The 23,598-nt window shown below is 59.5% G+C and carries 25 protein-coding genes; 12 read left to right on the top strand and 13 right to left on the bottom strand.

Annotation, left to right across the window (positions count from 1 at the left end):
• Positions 1–52: 52 nt before the first annotated feature.
• The 6 genes from BHU62_RS04775 to BHU62_RS04800 form a co-directional block, all read right to left on the bottom strand.
• Positions 53–1,084: an ABC transporter substrate-binding protein gene (locus BHU62_RS04775; RefSeq protein ID WP_073529453.1), complete on the bottom strand. Its 1,032-nt coding sequence runs from the start codon at positions 1,082–1,084 to the stop codon at positions 53–55.
• Entirely contained in the window at positions 1,081–2,409 is a 1,329-nt protein-coding gene (gene uhpC, locus BHU62_RS04780) for an MFS transporter family glucose-6-phosphate receptor UhpC (RefSeq protein WP_265341097.1), read from the bottom strand. Before uhpC ends, BHU62_RS04775 begins: the two co-directional genes overlap by 4 nt.
• Before the next feature lie 60 nt (positions 2,410–2,469).
• A complete protein-coding gene (locus BHU62_RS04785) occupies positions 2,470–4,011 on the bottom strand; it encodes an MASE1 domain-containing protein (RefSeq protein ID WP_073529455.1) in 1,542 nt (513 codons plus the stop codon).
• On the bottom strand, positions 4,011–4,640 hold the full coding sequence (locus BHU62_RS04790) for a response regulator transcription factor (RefSeq protein ID WP_073529456.1): 630 nt from the start codon (positions 4,638–4,640) through the stop codon (positions 4,011–4,013). The genes BHU62_RS04785 and BHU62_RS04790 overlap by 1 nt, the downstream gene beginning before the upstream one ends.
• 123 nt (positions 4,641–4,763) lie before the next feature.
• The gene (locus tag BHU62_RS04795; RefSeq protein ID WP_073529457.1) at positions 4,764–5,528 is read right to left on the bottom strand and encodes an arylamine N-acetyltransferase family protein; all 765 of its coding nucleotides are present in this window, start codon (positions 5,526–5,528) and stop codon (positions 4,764–4,766) included.
• 89 nt (positions 5,529–5,617) lie between these two features.
• A complete protein-coding gene (locus BHU62_RS04800) occupies positions 5,618–6,907 on the bottom strand; it encodes an oligosaccharide flippase family protein (protein ID WP_073529458.1) in 1,290 nt (429 codons plus the stop codon).
• 155 nt (positions 6,908–7,062) lie between these two features.
• Between BHU62_RS04800 and BHU62_RS04805 the strand changes: the two genes are divergently transcribed.
• The gene (locus BHU62_RS04805; RefSeq protein WP_073529459.1) at positions 7,063–7,914 is read left to right on the top strand and encodes an ATP-grasp fold amidoligase family protein; all 852 of its coding nucleotides are present in this window, start codon (positions 7,063–7,065) and stop codon (positions 7,912–7,914) included.
• Positions 7,915–7,966: 52 nt separating this feature from the next.
• Here BHU62_RS04805 and BHU62_RS04810 read toward each other — a convergent pair whose 3' ends face one another.
• On the bottom strand, positions 7,967–9,787 hold the full coding sequence (locus tag BHU62_RS04810; RefSeq protein WP_073529460.1) for a hypothetical protein: 1,821 nt from the start codon (positions 9,785–9,787) through the stop codon (positions 7,967–7,969).
• Positions 9,788–9,984: 197 nt separating this feature from the next.
• A complete protein-coding gene (locus tag BHU62_RS04815; protein WP_073529461.1) occupies positions 9,985–10,884 on the bottom strand; it encodes a LysR substrate-binding domain-containing protein in 900 nt (299 codons plus the stop codon).
• 116 nt (positions 10,885–11,000) lie between these two features.
• Here BHU62_RS04815 and BHU62_RS04820 point away from each other — a divergent pair, with 116 nt between their 5' ends.
• Positions 11,001–11,780, top strand: a complete 780-nt coding sequence (locus BHU62_RS04820) for a 2OG-Fe(II) oxygenase (protein WP_073529462.1) — start codon at positions 11,001–11,003, stop codon at positions 11,778–11,780.
• Between the two features lie 37 nt (positions 11,781–11,817).
• On the opposite strand, the gene ansP is transcribed toward BHU62_RS04820, so the two are convergent.
• Positions 11,818–13,284 carry an L-asparagine permease gene (gene ansP, locus BHU62_RS04825; RefSeq protein ID WP_073529463.1) on the bottom strand — a complete coding sequence of 489 codons (1,467 nt, stop codon included), beginning with the start codon at positions 13,282–13,284 and terminating at the stop codon, positions 11,818–11,820.
• Between the two features lie 438 nt (positions 13,285–13,722).
• Positions 13,723–14,160, bottom strand: coding sequence for a PACE efflux transporter (locus BHU62_RS04830; RefSeq protein ID WP_019453963.1), 438 nt, complete (start codon positions 14,158–14,160; stop codon positions 13,723–13,725).
• A gap of 112 nt (positions 14,161–14,272) precedes the next feature.
• On the opposite strand from BHU62_RS04830, the gene BHU62_RS04835 reads away from it, so the two are divergent.
• Positions 14,273–15,166, top strand: coding sequence for a LysR family transcriptional regulator (locus tag BHU62_RS04835; RefSeq protein ID WP_073529464.1), 894 nt, complete (start codon positions 14,273–14,275; stop codon positions 15,164–15,166).
• Between the two features lie 17 nt (positions 15,167–15,183).
• On the opposite strand, the gene BHU62_RS04840 is transcribed toward BHU62_RS04835, so the two are convergent.
• The gene (locus BHU62_RS04840; RefSeq protein ID WP_073529465.1) at positions 15,184–15,747 is read right to left on the bottom strand and encodes a DedA family protein; all 564 of its coding nucleotides are present in this window, start codon (positions 15,745–15,747) and stop codon (positions 15,184–15,186) included.
• A gap of 50 nt (positions 15,748–15,797) precedes the next feature.
• Entirely contained in the window at positions 15,798–16,475 is a 678-nt protein-coding gene (locus BHU62_RS04845) for a DJ-1/PfpI family protein (RefSeq protein WP_073529466.1), read from the bottom strand.
• Between the two features lie 91 nt (positions 16,476–16,566).
• Between BHU62_RS04845 and BHU62_RS04850 the strand changes: the two genes are divergently transcribed.
• From BHU62_RS04850 to pbpG, 3 genes are all read left to right on the top strand, one after another.
• Positions 16,567–17,511 (top strand): GlxA family transcriptional regulator, encoded by a 945-nt coding sequence (locus BHU62_RS04850; protein WP_073529467.1) that lies wholly within the window; start codon positions 16,567–16,569, stop codon positions 17,509–17,511.
• A gap of 45 nt (positions 17,512–17,556) precedes the next feature.
• Positions 17,557–18,660: an adenosylhomocysteinase gene (locus BHU62_RS04855; RefSeq protein ID WP_073529468.1), complete on the top strand. Its 1,104-nt coding sequence runs from the start codon at positions 17,557–17,559 to the stop codon at positions 18,658–18,660.
• Between the two features lie 151 nt (positions 18,661–18,811).
• Positions 18,812–19,741: a D-alanyl-D-alanine endopeptidase gene (gene pbpG, locus BHU62_RS04860; RefSeq protein ID WP_025160019.1), complete on the top strand. Its 930-nt coding sequence runs from the start codon at positions 18,812–18,814 to the stop codon at positions 19,739–19,741.
• 34 nt (positions 19,742–19,775) lie between these two features.
• Here the strand turns inward: pbpG and BHU62_RS04865 are convergent, their stop codons facing one another.
• Positions 19,776–20,231, bottom strand: coding sequence for a GNAT family N-acetyltransferase (locus BHU62_RS04865; RefSeq protein ID WP_073529469.1), 456 nt, complete (start codon positions 20,229–20,231; stop codon positions 19,776–19,778).
• 76 nt (positions 20,232–20,307) lie between these two features.
• Here BHU62_RS04865 and BHU62_RS04870 point away from each other — a divergent pair, with 76 nt between their 5' ends.
• From BHU62_RS04870 to BHU62_RS04895, 6 genes are all read left to right on the top strand, one after another.
• Positions 20,308–20,712, top strand: a complete 405-nt coding sequence (locus BHU62_RS04870; RefSeq protein ID WP_073529470.1) for a VOC family protein — start codon at positions 20,308–20,310, stop codon at positions 20,710–20,712.
• A 259-nt stretch (positions 20,713–20,971) separates the two neighbouring features.
• Complete coding sequence (locus tag BHU62_RS04875; RefSeq protein WP_073529471.1) at positions 20,972–21,541, top strand: methyltransferase family protein; 570 nt, start codon at positions 20,972–20,974, stop codon at positions 21,539–21,541.
• 14 nt (positions 21,542–21,555) lie between these two features.
• On the top strand, positions 21,556–21,837 hold the full coding sequence (locus BHU62_RS04880) for a 2TM domain-containing protein (protein WP_073529472.1): 282 nt from the start codon (positions 21,556–21,558) through the stop codon (positions 21,835–21,837).
• Between the two features lie 4 nt (positions 21,838–21,841).
• Positions 21,842–22,087 carry an acyl carrier protein gene (locus BHU62_RS04885; RefSeq protein ID WP_049053149.1) on the top strand — a complete coding sequence of 82 codons (246 nt, stop codon included), beginning with the start codon at positions 21,842–21,844 and terminating at the stop codon, positions 22,085–22,087.
• A 7-nt stretch (positions 22,088–22,094) separates the two neighbouring features.
• Positions 22,095–22,871 carry a hypothetical protein gene (locus BHU62_RS24820; protein WP_073529473.1) on the top strand — a complete coding sequence of 259 codons (777 nt, stop codon included), beginning with the start codon at positions 22,095–22,097 and terminating at the stop codon, positions 22,869–22,871.
• Complete coding sequence (locus BHU62_RS04895) at positions 22,858–23,550, top strand: ABC transporter ATP-binding protein (RefSeq protein WP_139282247.1); 693 nt, start codon at positions 22,858–22,860, stop codon at positions 23,548–23,550. Before BHU62_RS24820 ends, BHU62_RS04895 begins: the two co-directional genes overlap by 14 nt.
• Positions 23,551–23,598: the final 48 nt, after the last annotated feature.

Here is a 23,598-nt window from a genome sequence, read left to right on the forward strand (position 1 = left end):
TCAGGCCGGGTAAGGCGCGAGGCTTACCCGGCAACAGGCGCAGAATGTGGGTTTATTTACCCATCTTGACTTCGCTGACCCATTTATTGATCAGCGCCTTGCGGACGTCGGTCGAGCCGTACTTATCCATGTCGTAGTTGATCAGCTTCAGGTCGTCGAGCTTCAGCGAGTTCGGCGAGGTTTCGGCGGTGGTGTTGGTCAGGATCTGATAGGACTTGCCTTTCTTCCACGCCAATTCCTGCGCCTCTTTCGACAGCACCCAATCCACGAACAGTTTGGCGTTGTCGAGGTTGCGCGCGTCCTTGAGGATGCTGACGCCGCCGATTTCGTAGCCGGTGCCTTCACACGGCGAGATCAGTTCAAGCGGCGCGCCCTGTTCTTTTTCGAGCGAGTAGTCATGCAGGAAACCGATGCCGATCGCCGTTTCACCGCGGGCGGCGTTGCGCGCCGGGGCAATGCCGGACTTGGTGTACTGCGAGACGTTGGCGTTCAGTTGCTTCAGGTAATCGAACGCCTGATCGTCACCCCACAGTTGGGCAAAGGTCGCCAGCGCGGTGTAGGCGGTGCCGGAGCTTTGCGGATCGGCGATTTGAATCTCGCCTTTGTATTCCGGCTTGGTCAGGTCTTTCCAGCACTTGGGCACCGGCAGGTTTTTCTCTTTGAGGCGCTGGGTATTGACGCCAAAGCCGAGAATGCCGACGTAGACCGCCGAGGAGTAGTTGCCTTTCAGCTTCGCCGGGTCGCGGAATTGCTCCATCACCTGTCCGAGGTTCGGCGATTTGTACGGCTGCAGCAGCCCCATTTCACCGGCCTGGGATTGCGGATCGAGCGTGCCGCCGTACCAGACGTCCGCCTGCGGGTTTTTCTTCTCGGCGTCCACCTTCGCCAGCGTGCTGCCGGAACCGTTGCGGATGAACGAGGTTTTCACGTCATATTTCTCGCCGAAGGCTTTGGTTTCCGCTTCGCACATTTCATTGGTGGCGCTGCAGTAGACCACCAGGCGGCCCTTGGCGTGCGCGGTGCCGCTCAGGGTCGCCAGCGCGATGCCGGAGGCTATCAGGGTAGTGACCAACGTTTTTTTCATTGTTTTATCCTTTGATCGGTAGAGGTAGTAACGCTCGCCATCAGCAGCGGCATCAGCAATAAACCCATAAGGACTGCGGCGATCGACAATAAACTGAACATGCCTGACCAGCCGTAACCTTCGATGACCCGCGACAGGGGCCAACCCGCCAGCGCTGCCCCCAGATAGGCGAACAGGCCGAGAAAACCGGTGATGGAGCCCGCCGCACCTTTGTGCCCGCATTCCACGGCGGCGAGGCCAATCAGCATCTGTGGGCCGAAGACAAAAAAGCCCACCGCAAAGAAACAGCCTGCCAGCAGCGCGTAGTGATGCACCGGCGCCAGCCACAGCGCGGCGACGGAAACCATCAGCCCGAGTGTGAACAGCAAAATCATCGGCGCGCGCTGCCCGCCGAACAGCAAATCCGAACCCCAGCCGGCGAACAGCGCGCCGAGCAGGCCGCCTATCTCGAACAGCATCACCGTCGCGTTGGCGCTGAGCAGGTTGACGCCGTGGCTTTCCGTCAGCCAGAGATTGCCCCAGTCGTTCAACGCGATGCGGATCAGGTAAACCAGCACGTAAGAGACGCCGAGCAGCCAGATCATCGGGTTCTGCAGCATCGTGGTGCGCAGCATCCGCCACAGCCCCATCGGCGGGCTTTGCTGTTCCTGCCGCAGTTCCAGCGGATCGTGGCGCCACTGGCCGACCGACGGCAGGCCTTCTTCCTGCGGCGTGCCTTTCAGCTGCCGCGTAAGCCAGATCCCCAGCGCCATGCTGACGGCGCCCGGGATCAACATCGCCGCCTGCCAGCTCCAGCGCTGGGCGGCGAAGGCGCTGATCAGCGGCACGAGCGCGCCGCCGAGGTTGATCGACATATTCCAGCAACCCCACCAGAAGCCGCGCTCGTTGCGCGAATACCAGTGCGTCAGCAGCCGTGCGCAGGGCGGCCAACCCCAGCCCTGAAAGAAGCCGTTCAGCGCCCAGACCGCCAGCAGCAGCGTCAGCGATTCGCCGAAGGCGAACGCCACGTTCAGCAAACCGGTGGCGAACAGGCCGATCCCCATAAACCCGCGCTGCCCGTGGCTGTCGTGCCACAATCCGGCGGCGAATTTCGACAGGCCGTAGCTCAGATAAAACAGCGAGCCGAGCAGGCCGATATCCCCTTTATCCAGCCCCAAATCCATTTGCAGCGCCGGCAGCACGTAATTCACGCTTTTGCGCGTCAGGTAAAAGGCGGCGTACCCGATGACCATGTACAGCAACAGTCGCGGGCGCAGCGCGCGGTAACGGTGATCGATTTCAGATGCCGAGCGTGCCTGCATAGCCGCCTCCCTGGTGCTGACTATAAGAAGGTGAAAAGGAAAGGGGATGAGATAAAGTCCGGAGTGGCTAAGACTTTTTCCTAGTTAGTCGGCGGTTTGTTGCAAATTTGTGGGCAGGTTAACAATTACCCGCGTGCCGCGCTGCGTTTCCAGCGTCATTTCGCCGCCGAGCGCGCTGACCCGTTCGCGCATCCCTTGAATGCCGAAGCCGGGCTGCTTGCCCGCACGGATGCCGACGCCGTTGTCCCGCACCTCAAGGTGTAAAAGCGCGCCTTGCTGATACAAAACGATGGCGACCTCGCTGGCCTCGGCGTGCTTGCACACGTTGTTGAGCAGTTCTTGCAGCAGCCGATAGAGGGTGAAGCGCACCGTTTCGCCGGCGGGCGTGTCGGTCAGCCGGTAGTCGAAACGGCAGCGGATGCCCCGTTCGGCAAAGGCGAATTCGTTCAGCAGGTGGTGAAGTGCCTCTTCGAACGCCAGTTCGTCCAGCGCGGGCGGGCGAAGCTGGCGCAGCAGCTGGCGCGTAGAGTGGTGAATGCGCCGGGCGAGTTCGCCTATCTGGTGTGCGGCGGCCTGGGTTTGCGCCGGATCGTGCGCCCGCTTGACCAGCTGCGACTGGATTTGAATGGCGGTGATGTTTTGGCCGATTTCATCGTGCAGCTCGCGCGCCAGGTTTTTCCGCGTGTCTTCTTCGGTGTGGATCAGTTGTTCGGTCAGCGCCCGCCGCGCCGCCAGCTCTTCTTCCAGGCGGCGGCGATAGTGGTGCAGGTTTTGCGCCAGGTGTTGCTGACGGCTGATGGCGATGCCCAGGCCGATGCCGAGCAGCGCCTGCGTCGCCAGAAAAATTTCCAGCTCGACCAGATTGCCGAACCCCACGCCGACCTGCCGGGCTATGGTGATCATCATGCTGCCGAGCAGGCCGGACAGCACGCCGCCCTGCCAGCCGAATTTCCACGCCATCACTACGTTCGGCAGAAACACCACGATCAGCAGCAGGCGCTCGATTTCCGGTGACAGCACCATCTGCGTACCGATGCCGATCACGAAGAACAGGCTGCACCAGATGATTAAAGACGCGCGCAGCGGCGGGTTGGTGGTGTCCAGCCCCAGCAGGTGGTAACGGTGCTGCTGGCGCAGAAATTCAAAGATCAGGTAGACGAACGGGGTCAGCAAGACGCCGCCGGTAAATGATGCCAGGCCGAGCAGCATCGTCGGGCTTGGCACGAACGGTGAAAGCAGGGCGGTGTTGAGCAGCGAAGTGGCGGTCACCGCGGCCAGCAGCAGCGTCAGCCGCTGCCAGTAGAGCGGAAAACGGTGCCAGAGTCGTTGCGCGACCGCAGCCGGAAGCAGGGTGATGAACGGCGCGGCCAGCAGGCCGTAGCCGCTCAGCAGGCGTTCGCCGTGCAGCCAGCACAGCAGCAGCAACGGTGGCACGATCAAGGCGGGCCAATAGCGACGCGCCAGCAGGATCAGCAGCGCGAGATAGACGCCGTGCGGCAGAAACAGCGCCGCCTGATTGCCGTTGTGGGTCAGATAAAAACCGAGCGTCCACAGCATCAGCCAGCCGCTGCCCCAGGCCAACAGGATAAACAGCGAGATAACCCAGGGCCGGAGTTTGGGCGACATCAATGCCCCGCCAGCAGCTGATGATCGAGGGCGAAGTGCACCAGCTCGATGGTGCTGTTGCATTGCAGCTTGCCCAGCACGTTGGCGCGATGCACGTGCACCGTTTTATGGCTGAGATCGAGCTTGAAAGCGATCTCCTTTACGCTGTCGCCTCTGACCAGCAGATCGAAAATTTCGCGCTCGCGCGGGGTCAGCGCTTCCAGCGCCGTGGCCGGCTGTTCGCCGCCGCGCAGCGCCCGCAGCGCATCGGCGCACAGGTAATGGCCGCCCATATCGACGGAGCGCACCGCTTGCACCAGCTCTTCCGGCCCGCAGCGTTTGGTCAGATAGCCGCTGGCGCCGGCATCCAGCGCGCTCTGCACGAAGGTGGGGGAGTCATAAATGCTGAGTATGATCGCGCGGAACTGCGGCTTCTGCGCCCGCAGGCGTTTCAACAGGCTCAGGCCGTTTTCATCCGGCATGGCGATGTCCATCACCGCGACGCTGACGTCGTCGCGCAGCAATGCCGGCCAGGCCGCCGCCGCACTGCTGTATTGCCCCACCACGTCGAGGTCGTCCTCGAGGCTGAGCAATTGCGCAAAGCCGGAGCGCACCACCACATGGTCATCCACCAGTATCACACGGATCATTTTTCGCACTCTGTTGCCGAATCATGACCCTATGATGCCTGCCGCCGCGGAGCTGGCAATCGGCCAAGCGCGGTTATGCAATCGGTGTAACAGAATCGTAATAAAAGGGCGCCGCCGGCGCCGTCAACGATCCAAATCGATGGCGAAATGCCGCCACAGCGCGGCGCGCCGTTCCTCTTCCGAATGCAACGTCGTTTCGTGGCGCTGGTGATCTTCGGTCACGATCAGCTTGTTGTCGCTGAGGGTCACCCGGCCGTGTTCCGTCGGCCGTGAACACACCAGGCGCTGGGTGAAGTGCGACTGCGGCGAGGTGCTGTGGAAGCGGCACATCTCGTCGAACTCATGCGGCTCGCGCGGCTGAACGGTAAAGCGATACAGGGTTTTGGCATGCGAACGTTGGTCGCCGTTGCGGCGCTCCAGCAGGTAATACTCGCCTTCCCGCTCCAGGTGGAAGGTGCCGCTGGCCTGCGGTTGTGGCTCGGCGACGACGATCTTCAGCGGCGTCAGGAAGGAATCGCCGAAACCGACGTCCACCAGCCAGGCCTGCTCCTCCAGGTCCACCCGCAGTGCCAGATGGTCGTAGGGCGGGCCGAAATGGCCGTCGCGCGCGCGGATCTCGCCGGAGATAAAGCTCACCCTGAAACCGAGCTCCCGCAGCAACAGGGCGAACAGCGTGTTCAGCTCATAACAAAAACCGCCGCGGTTGCGTTCGACCACCTTGCTGAACAGCGCTTTCGGCGCCAGCTGAATGCCCTGATGATAAATAATGCTCAGGTTCTCGAACGGTACGCTCAGCATGTGGCGATGGTGCAGCTGTTGCAACGTGGGGAGGTCAGGGCGGGCGGTGCCGGTAAAGCCGATGTGCTGCAGGTAGCGTTGGGTATCCACAGGGCGTCTCGCATGAGAAAAAGTAGGCATAAAATAGCGGGCTTTGCGGCTTTTGTGAGCGCATTACGTGCTGCGCTGCGGTAACCGGATTATTTCCCCGGGGGGCGTTTGAGGTAGAGCGCAGGGTTCAGTGAACGCAGATGCATTTTCAGCACGGCGCCCCGATGGAAGATATAGTTGAGTACGGTCAATGACAGCAGTTCGGTCAGCAAGGTGCTGTAAGCTGCGCCCATCATGCCGTATTGCCGAATCAGGCAGTACGATAGGGGAATATTGATGATAAATACCAACAACATTTTGCGGGAGAGAAATCCGTAACCGGAAAACAGCACGATATATTTATAGGCCACGGTACCCAAGGCGGAGAGCAGGGTGGCGACGGCCAGCACGCCCATGGCTGAATAGGCCGCCAGGTATTGCTCGCCATACAACAGCGTGATGACCGGCTTACCGAGCCAAACGATCCCGGCGACGATAACGAAGGCGATGGTCAGCACCAGCCCATTCAGTTTGGCGGTGGCGCGCATCGCGTCTTCGCGCCGATAAGCGAAGATTTTCGCGAAGAACGAGGTGATAACGGCATCCGTGACGAACATCCAGGCGGTCGCCAGGGTAATGGCGACCGAGTAAATTCCCAGCACCGTGGCGGAAACGAACCACATTAAAAACAGTTGTGCCAGCCGGGTATAAATGGCAATGGACACATTGGATACCGCTAACGGCAGGCCGCTGGCGAGCAGGTAGCGCACGTATTTGCGACGAATGCGGCCGGTGGCGGAAAAGCCGGGATGGCGGCGATGATAAAGGTGACGGCGGATCAGGTAAGGGATCAGGTAAACCATCACGATAGGGATGCCCAGAAAGTACAGATGCAGATCAAAATACACGGTCAGCCAGCGGGCGAGCAATGCGCTGGCTAAGCCAGCCACGTTGGCCATGGTATTGAAACGCGACTCCAGCCGGGCATCGTGGTAAATGGCGAAAACGTCTTTGAGCGAAAAGAACGAGGCGAGGAACGTGGCAGCGCAGAAGTAAAACGTCGTGAAGTCTTCCCGCAGCCCGGTATAAAGCAAGATGATCGCAGAAAGCGCGACGAAACAGGTCTGCCTCAGCCGGTTGGTGGAGAACATGAGCGCTGCGCCGGATTGCGGGTTGCGGCTAATGCGCTTGAAGAGGATGGTGTCCGAGCCCAGCAGCGCCAATGTTTGGGTAATGGCGAAAATCGCGGTGGCAAAGGTAATCTTTCCGAAGCTTTCCGGTCCGATATATTTTGCCATATAAGCGGTAATGAAAATAATGCCGAGGATAGATACCGTTTTTTCCGCGATCATCCAGGAAGCGTTTCTTATTATGCTGAAGTCTATGGCTTTTAATTTCACTGACGCTTCCTTGTCACTTTGTGGTATGGGGGGGCTTCGGCTTTTTCATCCTTTCACTATCACGAAGGTTGTTTTATATTTTACAACTGAAGCCAATTGCATTTAAACTTTAGCTGGGTCTTACATCATGTTGCATTAATGGATGAATCAACAGAATGAGAAAATTCGTAAAATATCTTTATAAGGTATCACCTGACTTTATTTATTATCAGGTCTCGCATTACCTTGTTCACGGGAGCTTTGTCAATTTTTTGAATCCTAAGCGTTTTTCAGAACGCATTTATCACCGAATGCGCTACCCGCGCGAAGATTTCAGCCTGCTGGCAGACAAGGTAGCGGTAAGAGATTATATATCCAGTCGCGTTTCGGAAAAATACCTAACGCCGGTCATCATGATCACTGAGAATTTTACTGAACAGGACTATTTGTCTCTGCCGCAATCTTTTGTTATCAAAACCAATAATGCTTCTCAACAAGTGAAAATCGTCGGCGATAAAAACAGGGTGAGTTATAAGGAGATTGCGAATACTCTTAACGAGTGGTCGAAAATAACGTATTGGAAACGCTTTCGTGAGAAACACTATGCGAAGATCCCGCAGCAGATCCTGGTTGAAAATCTGTTAGATATCGAACGTGACGGTGAATTGATCGACTACAAAGTACATGTTTTCAACGGCAACCAGCCCTATTTGTTCGTGGAGCTGCTGCGCGGTGGCCCGGAGCCGACCTCGCTGGAGTTTTTGGATCGCCATGCGCATCACTGCTTTTTTACCCAGAAGGATATCCCTCAGGTTAATACCCTGCGCGAGAAGCCTGAATTCTGGGATGAGATGATTGAGGTTGCCCAAGCCGTTGCCGCCGACCTGGACTATTGCCGCGTCGATTTCTACCTGACGCGAGACAGGCTCTATATCGGCGAGCTGACGCTCACCCCCGGCGCAGGCAATGAAGTGTTTCAACCGCGCTCCACGAACCTGTTGCTGGGTGAGCTGATGGCCAAAACCTGAACGCTATATCGGGCGCTACTGGAAAACAGGCCCCTCGAGGGGCCTGTTTCGGTTACCAGGATTTATGCGGGTTGCGTGAGACGATGTCGATCTTTTGGCACAGCAGTTGGGTGATGTTCACCGACGTGGGTTGGGCCGCACTGCCGGTAAAGTTTTTCAGCACGATGGCGATGCGCGCGTAATTGACGTAGCCCTCAGGCAGCGGCAGGTACTCGGCAACGTCGAGTGCGGTAATGCGATCCGACGTCATCGTCGCCGAAGTGGTCGGCGTTACCGTACCGGTGCGGCCCCACTGGCAGGCTTTTTCCAGCAGGGTGGTGACGCCGGCATCGCCGTTCAGTACATACTTGCCTTGGTAGGTGCCGATGATGACATCAAGGCTGTTCAGGCCCTTCAGGTTTTCCAACGTGGCGCGCCACAGCACCAGATCGTTTTTCGCGATAGGGAAGTAGATCTCGACGCGTTTGTCCGCCGTCGTCGCCGTTTTGGTGGTGGCGGTGAGGACGCCGTTTTGCAGCGTCACCGCCAGATCGGCGGTCTCCGTTTGCGAAACGCGGGCACCGCCGAAGGCGTAGACGTTATTCAACGCCAGCGCGCCGTTCTCTTTCCAGCTCGGCTCCGGCAGATGGTTGACGCCATCGCCCAGGTAGAGCAGACGCCACATGTTGACATAGCCGGGCGCGCCGATCTTCTTCATCTCAATGTGGTTGTTGGACCAGCCTTTTTTAATGTCTGCGTTCACCAGATCGAAACCGTCGATATAACATTTTCCGCTCAGATCGCTGGACTTATCGAAGAAGAAATACTCGACGTACTGGTAGGGCACGCTGCTGCCGGCATCGGTGTTGTTGGTCATCACGCTGTGCCATTGGCTGTCTTTGATTTTTACCGTACCGCCGTTGTTGCTGGTAAAGACCGGCCGGTAGTTGCGGCAATTGGCGTTGCCCCATTCGAAGTGGCAATTTTTAAAGTCCAGCGTGCCGCCCTTAAGGTCGAACAAACCATAGTCGGTATTGGCCAACTGTTCGGTTTCATTGCTAAAGCCGCTGTAGTCGAACGAACAGTCGCGGAAGGCCAGGGCATGCACCCCCTGATAGTAGTTTCTGCTGTCGCCGAACAGGCATTTGTAGAAGACAATTTTTTCGCCGGCGTTGGCGGTGGTTTCAGACCAGATCGGCCAGAAGCAGCCGCGCACCATGATGCTGTGCCAGCTCTGGATATAGGCGTTGTTGCCGAAGACGATGCCTTTGTACAGGTTGGTCAGCCAGACGTTTTGTACCAGCAGTTGGCAGGCCGGCAGGCCGTGCATGTTCGAGGCATCGCTGTAGACGCACAGGCCGCGCAGGTTGGCTGCCGCGCCGGGCGCCCCGACGATGCGCAGGTTGTAAATCGCCGGCGCGCCCAGCGAATATTGCACGCGCACGCACTCGATGTTGGCGGCGCCGCTGAAATCCAGAATGGTGCCCTTAAAATCGACGGCGTTTTTCCACAGCTTCAGGTTGGCGGTGGTTTTGCACGGGCGAACGCCGCCGGGGCCAACCAGGGTAATCCCCGCCGGGGTGGTTGGGATCGGCAACTGCCACCACTCTTCGCCTTTGACCTGCAAGAAGTTGCATGCGCGGGTGATGGTCAGCGAGTAATCCAGCTCGTCGCCCGGCAGGTGCCACCAATCGATGCTGTAATCGCCGTCATTGATGATGCGTTTCCAGCGGCGGTTTTGCGCGTCGACGAGCAGGGTGACGCCGTTGTCCTGGCTGCTGGTATCCGCATCGTCTCGGGTAAATACGCCGTGGTGGTAGCGGTTTTCGAGCATCACTGCGGTTTCGCTGCCGGCATAGCTGCGCAGGTTGGCGTAATCACTTAATGAAATCATGGAGTAACCCTCGTTTTGGACAATAAGCGGCCGGTGCAATATGGCGATTGCAGGGGCGGCGGCATAGGGAAATGGCACTGTGGCCGAAGGGCGAAGCGGTTCGCGAACCCGGTCGGCAGGCATAAATTAACAGGCTAAAACGAGGGCATTAAGCGTTGGGCGTTGTGTCCGGCGCCAGCAGACATTGCGTGGCAGGTTCAGGTTGTTTCTGTAATAGCGAGAGTTTGCAACCAGTTGAGAAACGCCGCTGCGCCGGGTTTTTCCAGCGTGCGTGCCGGGTAGATCACGTAGTAGGGTTTGCTGAGCGGCAGCGCCGGTTCGGCCAGCGTGACTAACTGACCGGACGCCAGTTCTCGGGCGATCAGCCGCCGCTGGCCGAGCAGCACCCCGCGCCCTTGCACGGCGGCGTCGATGGCCAGCGAGGTCAGGTTATAGGTCAACCCGTGCCGCGCCGGCGGCATGCGATCGGCGGCGGTGAACCACTCGTGCCAGCCCGGCAGAAACTGGCTCTCCTTGCCCCAGTCGACGTGGATCAGCGGCTGCTGCGTCCAGTCGCCGCGATCGCGCAGCGCCGGGCTGCACACCGGCTGCACCCGATCCTGAAACAGCTGCACCTTTTCCAGCAGCGGGTAATCCTGATCGCCGAAGCACAGCGCGAAGTCCGCCGCCGAATGGGCGAAATCGACCGCCGCATGGGTGGCGTGCAACCGCAGATCGCCGTCGGGGCACTGCGCCAGCCAGGCGTCCAGCGCCGGGTTCAGCCACTTGGAGGCCAACGCCGGCAGGGCGAACACCGTCAGCGCCTGCTTGCCGCGCTGGCGCTCGACGTGCTGCTGCGCCACGCGCAGCGTTTCGAACGCCTCCTGAACGTAGGCCAGGTAATCCGCACCTTGTTCGGTCAGCGTGACGCCGCTTTTGGCGCGGATGAACAGCGTGATGCCCAGGTGCTGCTCCAGCTGGCGGATCTGCTGGCTGACGGCGGCGGCGGTCAGCGCCAGCGTATCCGCCGCCCGGGCCAGGCTGCCGGTGCGGGCGGCGGTTTCGAACGCCAGAATGGCGCTCAGCTTGGGCAAGCGCGCGCGGGAAGGTGAGTGCATGGGCAGGGCTATCGCTAAGAATTGGTTAGCTTATCCATAACGTATTTTTGTTATGGCGGCAATGCGCCATTCGCTACAGTGAGAGGCATCCGGCTATCGCACACGAGGGGAACGTCATGCCGCAACTTGCCGATATTATCGATCTGTCCGCCCATCCCATCGACGACGCCGCGTTCCGCGCCCGTTGCAGGCAAACGCTGGAGAGCACCGGCGCGCTGGTGCTGCCGGGCTTTCTGCGCGCCGCCGCGCTGGCGACGGTGCGGCTGGAAGGCGCCGAACAGCACCACGCGGCGTTTTACGCCACCAGTAAACACAACGTGTATCTGCGGCCGCAGGACGACGCGCTGCCGGCCGATCACGCGCGCAACCGGCTGGTGGTGTCGTCCAAAGGCTGCATTACCGACGAAGATATTCCGCCGCAGTCGCCGCTGCGCGCGCTGTACGACGCCCCGGCGTTTCGCGCGTTCCTCTGTGCGGTGCTGGATGAGGCGCAGCTGTATCCCTACGCCGATCGGCTATCGTCAATCAACCTGCATTACGCCCATACCGGCCAAGAGCTGGGCTGGCACTTCGATAACTCGTCGTTCGCCATCACGCTGCTGATCCAGAAACCGGCGGCGGGCGGGCGTTTCGAATACGTGGAGAACCTGCGCGACGCGGATCGCGGCGAAATGAACTATGCCGGGGTCATGCAGGTGCTGGACGGGGAGCGGGCGGCCAAACGGCTGGCGATCGAGGAGGGGGATTTGGTGCTGTTTCGCGGGCGCAACGCCATGCACCGGGTGACGCCGACCGAAGGCGACACCACGCGCATGCTGGTGGTGCTGGCCTACAATGCTCAGCCGGACGTCATGCTGTCGGAAAGCGCCAGAATGACGTTTTACGGCCGGTTATAGCGGATAAAAAAACCGCCCCGGAGGGCGGTTTGTCGAGTCAGTGCGGGTTCTGTTCTTCGTGAGCCTGCTGCTCCAGCTTCACTTCCTGCGCGCGTTTGCGCAGGCCGAACCAGCCCAGCGTCAGCAGCACCGCCAGCACCGGAATGGTGGCGATAGTCCAGGTGCCGTTCGGGTAGTCGAACGCCATCATCACCACCACGGTCAGCAGGAACGCCAGCGTCAGCCAGGAGGTGAACGGTGCGCCCGGCATTCTGAACGACACCGGCTGAGCGCGGCCTTCACGGATGGCTTTGCGCAGGCGCATCTGGCAGACGATGATAAACGCCCAGGAGGCGATGATGCCCAGCGAGGCAATGTTCAACACGATCTCGAACACCTGCGAAGGTACCAGATAGTTGAGCACCACGCCGATCACGTAGATGCCGCAGGTGACCAGGATGCCGGCGTAAGGTACCTGCTGGCTGCTCATTTTAGCCATCAGCTTCGGCGCGGAGCCGCCCATTGCCAACGAGCGCAGGATGCGGCCGGTGGAGTAGAGACCGGAGTTGAGGCTGGACAGCGCGGCGGTCAACACCACGATGTTCATGACGGTGCCGATATAAGGCACGCCCAGCTTGCTGAAGAAGGTGACGAACGGGCTTTGGCCGGCCTGATAGGCGTTCCACGGCAGCAGCAGCACCAGCAGCACCACGGAGCCGACGTAGAACAGGCCGATACGCCAGATTACGCTGTTGATCGCCTTCGGCATCATTTTGGCCGGATCTTTACACTCGCCGGCGGCGGTGCCGATCAGCTCGATGCCGGCGAAGGCGAAGATCACCCCTTGCACCAGCACCAGTGCCGGCAGCAGGCCGTGTGGGAACATGCCGCCGTTTTCGGTGATCAGGTGCAGGCCGGTGGTATTGCCTGCCACCGGGGTGCCGGTGCCGAGGAACACCACGCCGACGATCAGGAACAGCGCGATGGCGGCGACCTTGATCAGCGCGAACCAGAACTCCATTTCGGCGAACCATTTCACGCCGATCATGTTCATGGTGGCGACGATGCCGAGCGCGCCAAGGGCGAACAGCCATTGCGGCACGTCGGCGAAGGTGCCCCAATAGTGCATATACAGCGCTACCGCGGTGATGTCGACGATGCCGGTCATCGCCCAGTTGAGGAAGTACATCCAGCCGGCGACATAAGAGGCTTTCTCACCGAGAAACTCGCGGGCGTAAGAAACGAAGCTGCCGCTGGAAGGGCGATGCAGCACCAGTTCGCCCAGCGCGCGCAGAATGAAGAAAGAGAAGATCCCGCACACCAGATAAACCAGTGCCAGCGCCGGCCCGGCCAGTTCGAGACGGCCGCCGGTACCGAGGAACAAGCCGGTGCCGATCGAACCGCCGATGGCGATCATTTGGATCTGCCGGTTGCCCATGCTTTTGTGATAACCGGATTCATGGGAGTCTAGCCAGCGTCTTCTGGCGGCGTGTTTGTCATCCGCCGACTTTTTTTGTGAGTGCATTATCCGTCCTGTTTACCTGTCTATGATTAACTCCGCCCTGAGCTGCAGAGCAAACGATTGCCATCAGCAATCGTAATGAGAATGAGGTCGTGGCATCATTCCGCTGTTTATTGTGTATACAGCCGCCGTAAAATAATGGCGTGGCATGCTACCGTTTCCCGTTAAATGTGGCAAAAAAACCTGTGTGCAAAGCGTGAACAAGTGTGTTTGTTTTTTAAACTGAAAACAAAAGCGCATATTATTCAGTAAGATGAGTCTCATTATCAACACGGAAATATCGAACGATAAAAGTGATTGAAATCACAGAATAATAATTACCGTGCAAATTAAAGGGAATTGGCGGCTATTTTGCGTGAGGGAGACGGCGGGCGGGAAATAAGACGGGGCTTTGCCTGCGCCGTGGTGAACGTGCGCAGGCGAAAAGGGCGGGCGTTAACCTCAGGCGGATTCACCGGCCGGCAGGGCCGAAGCCGGCAGGCCGAACAGTTTGTCGAATGCCCAGTTAAACAGGAAGGTGTAGCAAGGAATGATGACGATCAGCGCCATATCCAGCAGCAGCGCTTGCCACAGCGTGATGCCCATCCACCAGGCGATCAGCGGGATCAGATACACCACCAGCGTCAGCTGAAACCCGACCGCGTGCAAAATGCGGCGCTTGAGGGTACGGGCGCGCGACGCCTGGCGGCTCTCCCACCACTCGAACAGGTAGTTGTAAATGAAGTTCCAGCTGACCGCGATAGTGGTGATCACCACCGCCAGCGGCCCGGTGCTGGTCGGCGCGTGGCCCGACAGCAGCGCCAGCCCCAGCGCCGAGATCGTCATGCCGATAATTTCATAAGCGGTGACATACACCAGTTTGCGTTTGACGCCTTGCATTGTTTTCTCCCGATCTGTTTTTAGTTGCCTCTGTGGCGACGGCGGCTAAGATAGCGTCAATCACATTGATAGAAAAAGTCAGGAGCTGTCAGTTTTACTGACAGGTTGAGCGATGAATTTTTCCAGCGACAATATCGAACTGTTTTTGGCGGTGCTCGATCGCGGTTCGTTTTCCGCCGCCGCCCGCGCGCTGCGGCGCGTGCCGTCTGCCGTCAGCATGGGCATCGCCAACATGGAGGCGGAACTCGGTTTCGCACTGTTCGATCGCTCGCACCGCGAACCGACGCCGACCGCGCTGGCGCTGGCTTTGGCGCCGCACGCCCGGTTGATCGCCGGGCAGCTCAAGCAGCTGCAGGTGCATGCCATCGAACTTTCACAAGGGCTGGAGAGCACGCTTTCGATCGGCGTGGCGTCGGACATCAACGGCGCCGGCCTGCTGGCGGCGGTGAAAACGCTGTCGCAGCGTTACCCGCTGCTGAATATCGAAGTGCTCACGGCGCCGCAGGACGACGTGCTGCACATGCTGCATCAGGGGCGCATCGGCGTCTGCCTGGCGTTCGGCGGGCTGAACATCAACAGTGCGGAGCAGTTCCACTCCGTCGGCGCGGAGTCACTGGTGGCGATGGTGTCGCCGCAGCATCCGGCGCTGGACGGCGCGGCGGGCGAGCTGTTTCTCGAGGATCTGGTCAACGTGCGGCAGATCATGGTGGCCAGCCGCGATCTGCCGATCGGCGATCTGCGCCCGCAGGTGGCGGAGGCCTACTGGCGCACCGACAGCCTGCCGATGGCGATGAACATGGTGGAAGCGGGCCTGGGTTGGGGCAACTTCCCGCTGTCGCTGGCCGAACCGCTGCTGGCGCAGGGGCGGCTGGTGCCGCTGAAATTCAAAAACACCAAGAACGAACTGCGCTTGCCGATGCATCTGATCTGGCTGAAGAGCCGCCCGCTGGACAAGGCGGCGCGCGAACTGGTGGCGCTGATGCGCGAAGCGCCGCAGGAAAGCTGACGGCCGGGTACGCTTGTTCAATCCGCGTGGCGCTTGCGCCACCAGAAGCGCACCAGCAGGATGGCGGCGATCGCCAGCGCGACAAACAGCAGGCTGGAGAGTTTTTTGTCGAAGCCGGTGACGAAACTTTCGATCGCCTGGCCGCCAAAATAGCCGAGCATGACGAAGATCGTCGCCCACAGTATGGCGCCGAGGATATTGAGCGGCACGAAGCGCGACGGCGGCAGGCGGCTGGCGCCGATCAGCACCGGGCCGATGATGCGAAAGCCGTACATAAAGCGCACGCCGATCACGAACAGCATCGGGTGGCGGGCGATCAGCCTTCTGGCGCGCGCGATGCGCTTTTCCTGCCCTTTGAGCCGCGAGATGACCCGGCCTTCGAACCGGCGGCCGGTGAAGTACAGCAGCTGATCCCCCAGCGTGCCGCCCAGCGCCACCACCGCGATCACCCACGGCCAGTGCAGCAGCCCTTCATGGGCGGCGATGCCGCCCAGCAGCGTGATGGTTTCCCCCTCCGCCAGGCAGCCGATAAACAACGCCCAGTAGCCGTAGTCCGTAATGTAGTGGGCCAAATCGGTCATTCCTTACTCCTTATGTGACTGACGCATAAGGGCAAGTATACGCCCGATCGCTAGCCTTGGGCGATCTGGGCCACCAACGCTCTGCGCCGCGCCAGGCTTTCCGCCATTTGTGCCTGTACCCTGGCGTAAATGTGCGGCGGGGCCAGTTCCGGCGTGCCGCCCGTGAACGGCGGGGCCGGGGCGTATTCCAGATAGAGTTGGATCGTCTGGGCGGTGTCTTCGCCGTGCAGTTCGGCGATCAGCGCCAGCGCAAAGTCGATGCCGGCGGTGACGCCGCCGCCGCTGATCACGTTGCCGTCGCGCTCTACGCGTGCAGCGCTGGGTATGGCGCCGAACAGCTGCAGGCTGTCGCGCATCGACCAGTGGCAGGCGGCGCGTTTGCCCGGCAGCAGACCGGCGGCGGCCAGGATCAGCGAACCGGTGCATACCGAGGTCAGGTAGCGGGCATCGGTGCCCAGCCGCCGGATTTGCTGCATAAACGCCTTATCCTGCAGCGCCTGGGTGCAACCGCTGCCGCCTGGCACGCACAGCACGTCGCAGCGCGCGATCTCCGGCAGCGGGCGCAGTTGGGTGAAGTGCAAGCCTTCCGACTCGACATCCGCGCCGTCTACCGAAGCGACGATGATTTCCGCGCCCGGCATGTGGCGCAGAAACTGCAGCGGGCCGGTGAAGTCGAGTTGAGTGACGCCTTGATAGATGGGAAATACAATCACGAGTGGTTCAGACATGACATTCGCCTCATTTTTATCGTTGGACCTGGGCCATAATAGCCGCCCTGTTTTTGGCTGATATGACAGATAACCCTCAAAAAGCGCCATCATGAAAACGATCGGTTTTGTGGTTTTTCCCGGTTTTAACCTGCTGGACTTTGCCGGCCCGCTGGCGGCGTTCGATAACGTCAGCCAGTTTACCGATCCGCCGGCCTACCGCTGCGTGGCGATCTCGCCGCAGGGGGGGATGATCGCCAGCTCGGCCGGGGTGGAGATCGCCACGCAGCCGTGCGGCGACGAGCGTTTCGATACGCTGGTGGTGGCCGGCGGCAGCGGCAACGTGATGGCGGCGCAGTCACCGGCGCTGGCAGCGTTCCTGGCAGCCCACAGCCGGCGAGCGCGGCGCATCGCCAGCGTGTGTACCGGGGCGTTTATTCTGGCGGCCTGCGGCTTGCTGGACGGCAAACGCGCTACCACCCATTGGTATCATGCGGCGCGGCTGCAGCAGAGTTACCCGCGCATCCGCGTCGACAGCAACCGCATCTTCATTCGCGACGGCGATATCTGGACCTCGGCCGGCATCAGCGCCGGCATCGATCTGGCGCTGGCGTTGATCGAAGACGACCTCGGTGCCACGATGGCGGCGGGCGTGGCGCGGCAGCTGGTGGTTTATCACCGGCGCCCCGGCGGGCAGTCGCAGTATTCGCTGTTGCTGGCGTTGAATCCGTCGTCGGATCGCATGCGTGCCGCGCTGTCGTTCGCCCGCGAGCATTTGCATCTGCCGCTGTCGGTGGCGGATCTGGCCGACGCCGCCTGCCTGAGCGAGCGCCAGTTCGGCCGGCTGTTCCGCGCCGAAACCGGCCAGACGCCGGCCAAGGTGATCGAACAGCTGCGGGTGGAGGCGGCCAGAGTGCGCATCGAAGAGAGCGCCGAACCGCTGGAGGCGATCGCCCGTTCGGTGGGATTCAGCGATCCGGAGCGCATGAGGCGGGCGTTTATCCGCGTATTTGGCCTGTCGCCGCAGGCGATCCGCCGGCTCGGCCGCGCGGGATGACTTTTTTGCCACGCCTTGCGGCGGGGCACAGCAGAGGAGCAACGGATGTATCAGGATTTTGAGAGCGAATTAATCTGGGCGATGCGCCATATGCCGCGCACCCGGGCGGCGGTGGCGGCGTTGCCGAATCTGCACGGGGTGCGGTTGGCGTGCAATATGCACCTGGACCTGAAAATGGCGCCGCTGGTGGCCGGCCTGCTGGATAAGGGCGCGGCGATCTTCCTGACCACCTGCAATCCCACCACGGTGCAGGACGACGTGGTGGCCTGGCTGGAACGGCGGGGCGCGCAGGCCTATGCCTGGCGCGACATGAATGCCGGCGAATGGTCGGAGTCCTTCGACCGCGCGCTGGACTGGCAGCCGACCCACCTGTGCGAAATGGGGGCGGATTTAACCACCCGTTTGCACCAATCGCCGAGCGGCCCGCAGATCGTCGCCGGGTTGGAGGCCACCGGATCGGGCATCAACCGTTTGAACGGGGTGGCGCCGCGCTACCCGATCTTCAACTGGGACGATCTGCCGGTGAAAGAGGGGCTGCACAATCGGCATATGGTTGGGCTGACCGCCTGGCACACCTTCTTCCAGACCACCCATCTGACGCTGCACGAAAAGCGCGTGCTGGTGATCGGCTACGGCCTGGTCGGGCAGGGGACGGCGGCGGCGGCCAGGGCTTACGGCGGCCAGGTGATGGTGGCGGAAATCGATCCGGCGCGCGCGCTGCAGGCGCGCTATGACGGCTGGCAGGTGGTGGATCTGGCGAGCGGGGTCGCGCAGGCGGACGTGATCGCCACGGCGACCGGGGCAAAAAACGTGCTCTCGGCGCAGCATCTGCAACAGGCGCAGGACGGCGTGTTTATCCTCAACGTCGGCCACGTGGCGGAAGAGATCGATGTCGGCTTCCTGAAAGACCTGCCGCACCACGAGCCGATGCCTTATGTGAACGCTTACCAACTCAATGAGAAGACGGTCTATTTGCTGGCCAACGGCTCGATGTTCAATCTGACTGCCGGCTATGGCGACAGCCTCAACGCCTTCGACGTGACGCTGGCGGTGATGGCGGCCGGCATCGGCCATATCGTCGGCGCGGGGGCGCGGCAAACGCCGGGGTTGTACCTGCTGCCGCAGTCGGCCTGGCAGCCGGCGCTGTAACTTTTCCTACGCGGGCGCTCATCCCAGTGTGCCCGCGGTTTGCGCCATTTTTAGGCCGACAGAATTTGTCACAAATCCGCCATACAATCCCAGTGCCAAGCGCCGAACCCTCACCTATAATTCGCTGAGTTTAAGCCCCCATTTCAGAGTAATGCCTGTGAAAATACGTGTTTTGGTTCTGACCCTGCTTGCTTTGCAGGCGGGCGCCGGCTTTGCGCCGCGCGCATTGGCCAGCGACAACGCCGCTGCCCTGCATGCCACCCAGCCGGAATTGGCCTCCGGCAGCGCGATGGTCGTCGATATGCAAACCCATAAGGTGATGTACGCGCGCAACCCGGATGAAGTGGTGCCGATCGCCTCGATCACCAAGCTGATGACCGCCATGGTCACGTTGGACGCGCATTTGCCGCTCGACGAGATGCTGTCGGTGGATATTCACCAGACGCCGGAGATGAAAGGGGTTTATTCGCGGGTGCGGCTGAACAGCGAAATCAGCCGCAAGGATATGCTGCTGCTGGCGCTGATGTCGTCGGAAAACCGCGCCGCCGCCAGCCTGGCGCACCACTATCCGGGCGGCTACAACGCCTTTATCAAAGCGATGAACGCCAAGGCCAGGGCGCTGGGCATGACCAATACCCATTACGTCGAACCGACCGGGTTGTCTATCCATAACGTGTCGACGGCGCGCGATCTGACCAAGTTGCTGATCGCCACCAAGCAATATCCGTTGATCGGCCAGCTCAGCACCACCACCGAGCGCATGGCCAGCTTCAAAGACCCGAACTACACGCTGCCGTTCCGCAACACTAACCACCTGGTGTACAACCCAAAATGGAACATTCAGCTGACCAAAACCGGTTTCACCAATCAGGCAGGCCACTGCCTGGCGATGCGCACCGTGATCGGCAACCGCTCGGTGTCGCTGGTGGTGTTGGATGCCTTCGGCAAATACACCCACTTCGCCGACGCCAATCGCCTGCGCAGTTGGATTGAAACCGGCAAGGTGACGCCGATCCCGGCCGCCGCCCGCGACTATCGCCGTCAAAAAGACGCCAGCCTGGCGAAAAACGCCACCGAATAACCCGCCCGGCGGCCTGCTCGTTCGCAGCAGGCCGCTATCGGCCTTCGGGCCGCCTGATGACAAATCCCCGTTCGCGATCGCCGTCGAAGCCCGCTTTCAGATAAAGCTGGTGCGCGCCGGTGCGTTGCTGCCCCGACAGCAGCATCACTTTGTAGCAGCCCTTGCGCCAGGCCAGCTGCAGCGCGTATTCGATCATGGCGAGCGCCACGCCGTGGCCGCGATAGGGCTCCGCCGTCACCACGTGTTCGATGACGCCGAACGGCTGCGCCTGATGCGCCAGCCCCGGGATCAGCGCCAGCATGCAGGTGGCGATTGGCTGTTCTTCCGCCGCCGCTACCACCAGACGGATCGCCGGATCGTCCAGCAGGCGCTGCAGGGTGCGGCGTGCGTCGTCGGTGCGCAGCGGCGCGTCCTGCGGCCGCAGCTCGCAGTACAATGCCAACAGGCCGTTGAGATCGTCCGGCTGCGCCAGGCGATGAATGATGTTCATGGTTGCTCCTTTACGCCGCTTCAACGGTAATCCGCTATCCTCCATTAATACCACATCGTTTGCCGGAGAGGATGCTATGAGTCAGGTTTCGACCTTTGTCATGTTCCAGGGGGAGGCGCAGCGGGCGATCGACCTCTATAGCCAGGTGTTTAAGCACTTTCGGCTCGAACAGGTGCAGTATTACGACGCCACGCACGAAGGGCGGCGGCTGATCAAACACGCTTCGATCGATTTCGATCGGCATCATCTGGTGTTCAGCGACAGCCCGATCAGCCATGACTTCGGTTTTACGCCGGCGGTGTCGCTGTTCGTCAATCTGGCCAACGAGGCGGAGCTGGAGCGGGTATTCACGCGCCTGGCGAAGGGCGGCAAGGTGCTGATGCCGCTCGATGATTACGGCTTCAGCGCCCGCTTCGGCTGGCTCAACGATCGCTTTGGGCTGTCCTGGCAGCTCAATGTGCCGGCGGGCGATTTGGGGTGACGCCCGTGGCACCTGGATTTTCTGGGGAATGCTGCCCTGCGGGCGGCATCTCTCTACGCAACGCGGTATTGAAACGGCTGTTTTTCAGTAAAGTATGACACGTCACACAAATTACCGGTTCTCATTAAATTTTTTTAACATTTGGGGTTGAATTTACAAATTAAGATGTTATCTTACATTTGAAACATTTTGTTATCATTCTGTATTTATTTTTCCGTCTTATTTGACGGGTATTTAATTTTTCTAGGGATAATATTAAATGCTTTTCAATTACGCATTTCTTGCAATCGGATTGCTGTGGATCATTTCTGAATCATGCATTGGCGCAACAAAAAATGCGAATTCAGATTCTGCAAATATAAAAGACAAAGGCTCGGTCAGGTTGCTTAATGTGGTGACCTATAGCGCCCTCTTGCTTGCCTTTTGGATTAACACCTTAAAACTCCCTCGCTTTGCAAAGCCGGATGACATTATATCCTGGTGCGGCCTGTTCATTATTATCCTCGGCCTGACGTTGCGCTGGTGCGCCATTTTGAAGCTGAAGAAATATTTTACGGTAAACGTCGCCATTTTGCATGACCACCAGTTATTGACCAGCGGGTTGTACCGCTACATCAGGCACCCTGCGTATTTGGGGGTGATCGTTGCCTTCGGCGGCATGGGGCTGGCCCTGGGAAGTTACCTGGCGATGGCTGTGCTGGTCGTTCCGGTGACGCTGGCTTTTCTTTGGCGCATCCGCATTGAAGAACGGGTTCTGCTCGCGGCTTTCCCTGAGTCCTATCGGTCGTATCAAAGAAACAGCTGGCGTTTGATTCCTCTTGTTATTTGAAAGGAACAATTACCGTGCACCCTGAAAATGAATATGTGGTTGCGGCAAGGAGAGCCAGAAAGAAGCTGGCATTTTACTTTCACTTCTTTATCTATTTAATTGTAAATATTCTATTGCTAACGATTAACCTGATACAGGGCGGGAAGCTTTGGTTCTTCTACCCGTTATTGGGGTGGCTGTTAGGGATATTGATTCACGCCTTCTTTACTTTTTCAAATCTGCATGCGCGTTGCTGGCGAAAAATGGTCGAGAAGGAAATTAACGCACTTGAGAAAAGTAAGAACATAAGGAGATAACGCGATGACTACACCAACGGCTTTGGAACAACTGTGTGAAGAAGTGGCCAAGATTTTAAAGGTAAACACGGTCGATGCAGATTGCCCACTGGGTCAATTAGGCATTGATTCATTAAATGTGGTTGAGTTAATCCTGGCTTGCCAGTTGATCTACCCGAACGTGATGGATTTCGACGATCTCAGCTTTGACGAACACTCTACGCTGCGGGAGATCGATAGCCGCATGATGGAAAGCAGCGTTACGGTCTGAGGTCATTATGCAAACTATCGCAAAGAAAAAGGTCGGGTTTATCGTAGTGAGGGTGTTGCTCATTACGTTTGTCGTGGGCAATGCCATTGCCTGGCTGTCCGGCGCCAAACCCATTGATTTCCCCAAGTTGCCTTATGCGGCGGCTGACCAGACTGCCGTCAAGCAACTGGAAAGCACCCCGATGGGGGAGATGTCCAGCGAACACGCACAGAGCCTGGGCATGCACTATTTCCTGCACAATCACCTGGAGGAGGCGCATCAGATCCTCCAAAGCGCATTGAACAGGGATGAGAGCAATGCTTCCTTGCAGGCGTTGAAGGCGGCAAATGACGTTAAGCGCGCGGGAGAGCGTCTGGATCTGCTGTTCGGTCAGATCAAGCTTTATGACCTGAAGCAGGCGCTGCACACACTAAAATCGGTGTCTGACGCTTTGCCTGAGCAGTTGGATATCCAACTTTTGGCGCTGTGGGCGTTTACCTCGGTTCCCGATATCAATGACAGCGCGCAAAATGCCGTCGTTATTGCCAAACGCATCGAGCCGATACTGAATGCCGAGCAGTCGATGCCGCAGGCGCTGTCCGCCTCCAGCTGGTTGGCGATGGCGAGATTGTATCTGCACATGGCTGAATCGGCAGACGGCGCCACTCCAGCTGCGAGCTGGCAGCTGCAAGCCAGGAACGCTTGGCAACATTACCAGGCGCTGAAGAACCCGCCGATCTGGTTGGAGCGGGAGAGCGCGGTGGTTGCGCAGGGCATTGCCGGGTTACCCGATGTTAAAGCCTGACAGCATGGAAATCGCAGTGGCCGAGCGGGTGGGGAAGCACTATCAGCGTGGCGACGTGCGCGTTGAGGCGCTGCAGTCAGTTTCTTTCTCATTGCGTCAAGGCGAGTTTCTGATTATCACCGGTGAAAGCGGCAGCGGAAAAAGCACCTTGCTGAATCTGTGCGGTGCGCTGGATGTGCCGGACACCGGGGTATTGCGGCTGTTTGGCCAGGATGTCGGCACGTTAAGCGATAACGAGCTGTCGCGGCTGCGAAAAGAAAAGATCGGGTTCATTTTCCAGGATTTTCACCTCATACCGGTATTAACGGCGCAGGAAAATGTCCGCTACGCCTTGGACATTCGTCACAGCGCCAACGCCGGCAAGAAAGCCCAGGCGCTGCTGGCCTCCGTCGGTTTGGCAGATAAATGCCAGGCCTTGGTGACCGAACTGTCGGGGGGGCAAATGCAACGGGTGGCGATAGCCAGAGCGTTGGCCGGTTCGCCGGCCTTGATTGTTGCCGATGAGCCGACCGCTAACCTGGATAGCAAAAACAAAGCTATCGTAATGACGTTGCTTAAAAATTTGTGCCGTGAACGGAATGTCGCCGTGGTGCTTGTGACTCATGACCGCTCTTTGGTCAGTTGGGCGGATCGGGTGCTGGTCATGCAGGATGGGAAGGAGTGTGGCAAAGATGAATAGGTTCTTTTGCGCGTTAGGTTTGCTGTGTTTTTCCTTTCTGAGTTACGG

It is taken from the genome of Serratia marcescens, from assembly GCF_001902635.1.
In the GTDB taxonomy this organism is placed as follows: domain Bacteria; phylum Pseudomonadota; class Gammaproteobacteria; order Enterobacterales; family Enterobacteriaceae; genus Serratia; species Serratia marcescens_F.

Coding starts and splice junctions, on each gene's coding strand:
- BHU62_RS04775 (WP_073529453.1), bottom strand. CDS start 1,084: ATGAAAAAAACGTTGGTCACTACCCTGATAGCCTCCGGCATCGCGCTG.
- BHU62_RS04785 (WP_073529455.1), bottom strand. CDS start 4,011: ATGTCGCCCAAACTCCGGCCCTGGGTTATCTCGCTGTTTATCCTGTTG.
- BHU62_RS04790 (WP_073529456.1), bottom strand. CDS start 4,640: ATGATCCGTGTGATACTGGTGGATGACCATGTGGTGGTGCGCTCCGGC.
- BHU62_RS04805 (WP_073529459.1), top strand. CDS start 7,063: ATGAGAAAATTCGTAAAATATCTTTATAAGGTATCACCTGACTTTATT.
- BHU62_RS04810 (WP_073529460.1), bottom strand. CDS start 9,787: ATGATTTCATTAAGTGATTACGCCAACCTGCGCAGCTATGCCGGCAGC.
- BHU62_RS04815 (WP_073529461.1), bottom strand. CDS start 10,884: ATGCACTCACCTTCCCGCGCGCGCTTGCCCAAGCTGAGCGCCATTCTG.
- BHU62_RS04820 (WP_073529462.1), top strand. CDS start 11,001: ATGCCGCAACTTGCCGATATTATCGATCTGTCCGCCCATCCCATCGAC.
- ansP (WP_073529463.1), bottom strand. CDS start 13,284: ATGCACTCACAAAAAAAGTCGGCGGATGACAAACACGCCGCCAGAAGA.
- BHU62_RS04830 (WP_019453963.1), bottom strand. CDS start 14,160: ATGCAAGGCGTCAAACGCAAACTGGTGTATGTCACCGCTTATGAAATT.
- BHU62_RS04835 (WP_073529464.1), top strand. CDS start 14,273: ATGAATTTTTCCAGCGACAATATCGAACTGTTTTTGGCGGTGCTCGAT.
- BHU62_RS04840 (WP_073529465.1), bottom strand. CDS start 15,747: ATGACCGATTTGGCCCACTACATTACGGACTACGGCTACTGGGCGTTG.
- BHU62_RS04845 (WP_073529466.1), bottom strand. CDS start 16,475: ATGTCTGAACCACTCGTGATTGTATTTCCCATCTATCAAGGCGTCACT.
- BHU62_RS04850 (WP_073529467.1), top strand. CDS start 16,567: ATGAAAACGATCGGTTTTGTGGTTTTTCCCGGTTTTAACCTGCTGGAC.
- BHU62_RS04855 (WP_073529468.1), top strand. CDS start 17,557: ATGTATCAGGATTTTGAGAGCGAATTAATCTGGGCGATGCGCCATATG.
- pbpG (WP_025160019.1), top strand. CDS start 18,812: ATGCCTGTGAAAATACGTGTTTTGGTTCTGACCCTGCTTGCTTTGCAG.
- BHU62_RS04865 (WP_073529469.1), bottom strand. CDS start 20,231: ATGAACATCATTCATCGCCTGGCGCAGCCGGACGATCTCAACGGCCTG.
- BHU62_RS04870 (WP_073529470.1), top strand. CDS start 20,308: ATGAGTCAGGTTTCGACCTTTGTCATGTTCCAGGGGGAGGCGCAGCGG.
- BHU62_RS04875 (WP_073529471.1), top strand. CDS start 20,972: ATGCTTTTCAATTACGCATTTCTTGCAATCGGATTGCTGTGGATCATT.
- BHU62_RS04885 (WP_049053149.1), top strand. CDS start 21,842: ATGACTACACCAACGGCTTTGGAACAACTGTGTGAAGAAGTGGCCAAG.
- BHU62_RS24820 (WP_073529473.1), top strand. CDS start 22,095: ATGCAAACTATCGCAAAGAAAAAGGTCGGGTTTATCGTAGTGAGGGTG.
- BHU62_RS04895 (WP_139282247.1), top strand. CDS start 22,858: ATGTTAAAGCCTGACAGCATGGAAATCGCAGTGGCCGAGCGGGTGGGG.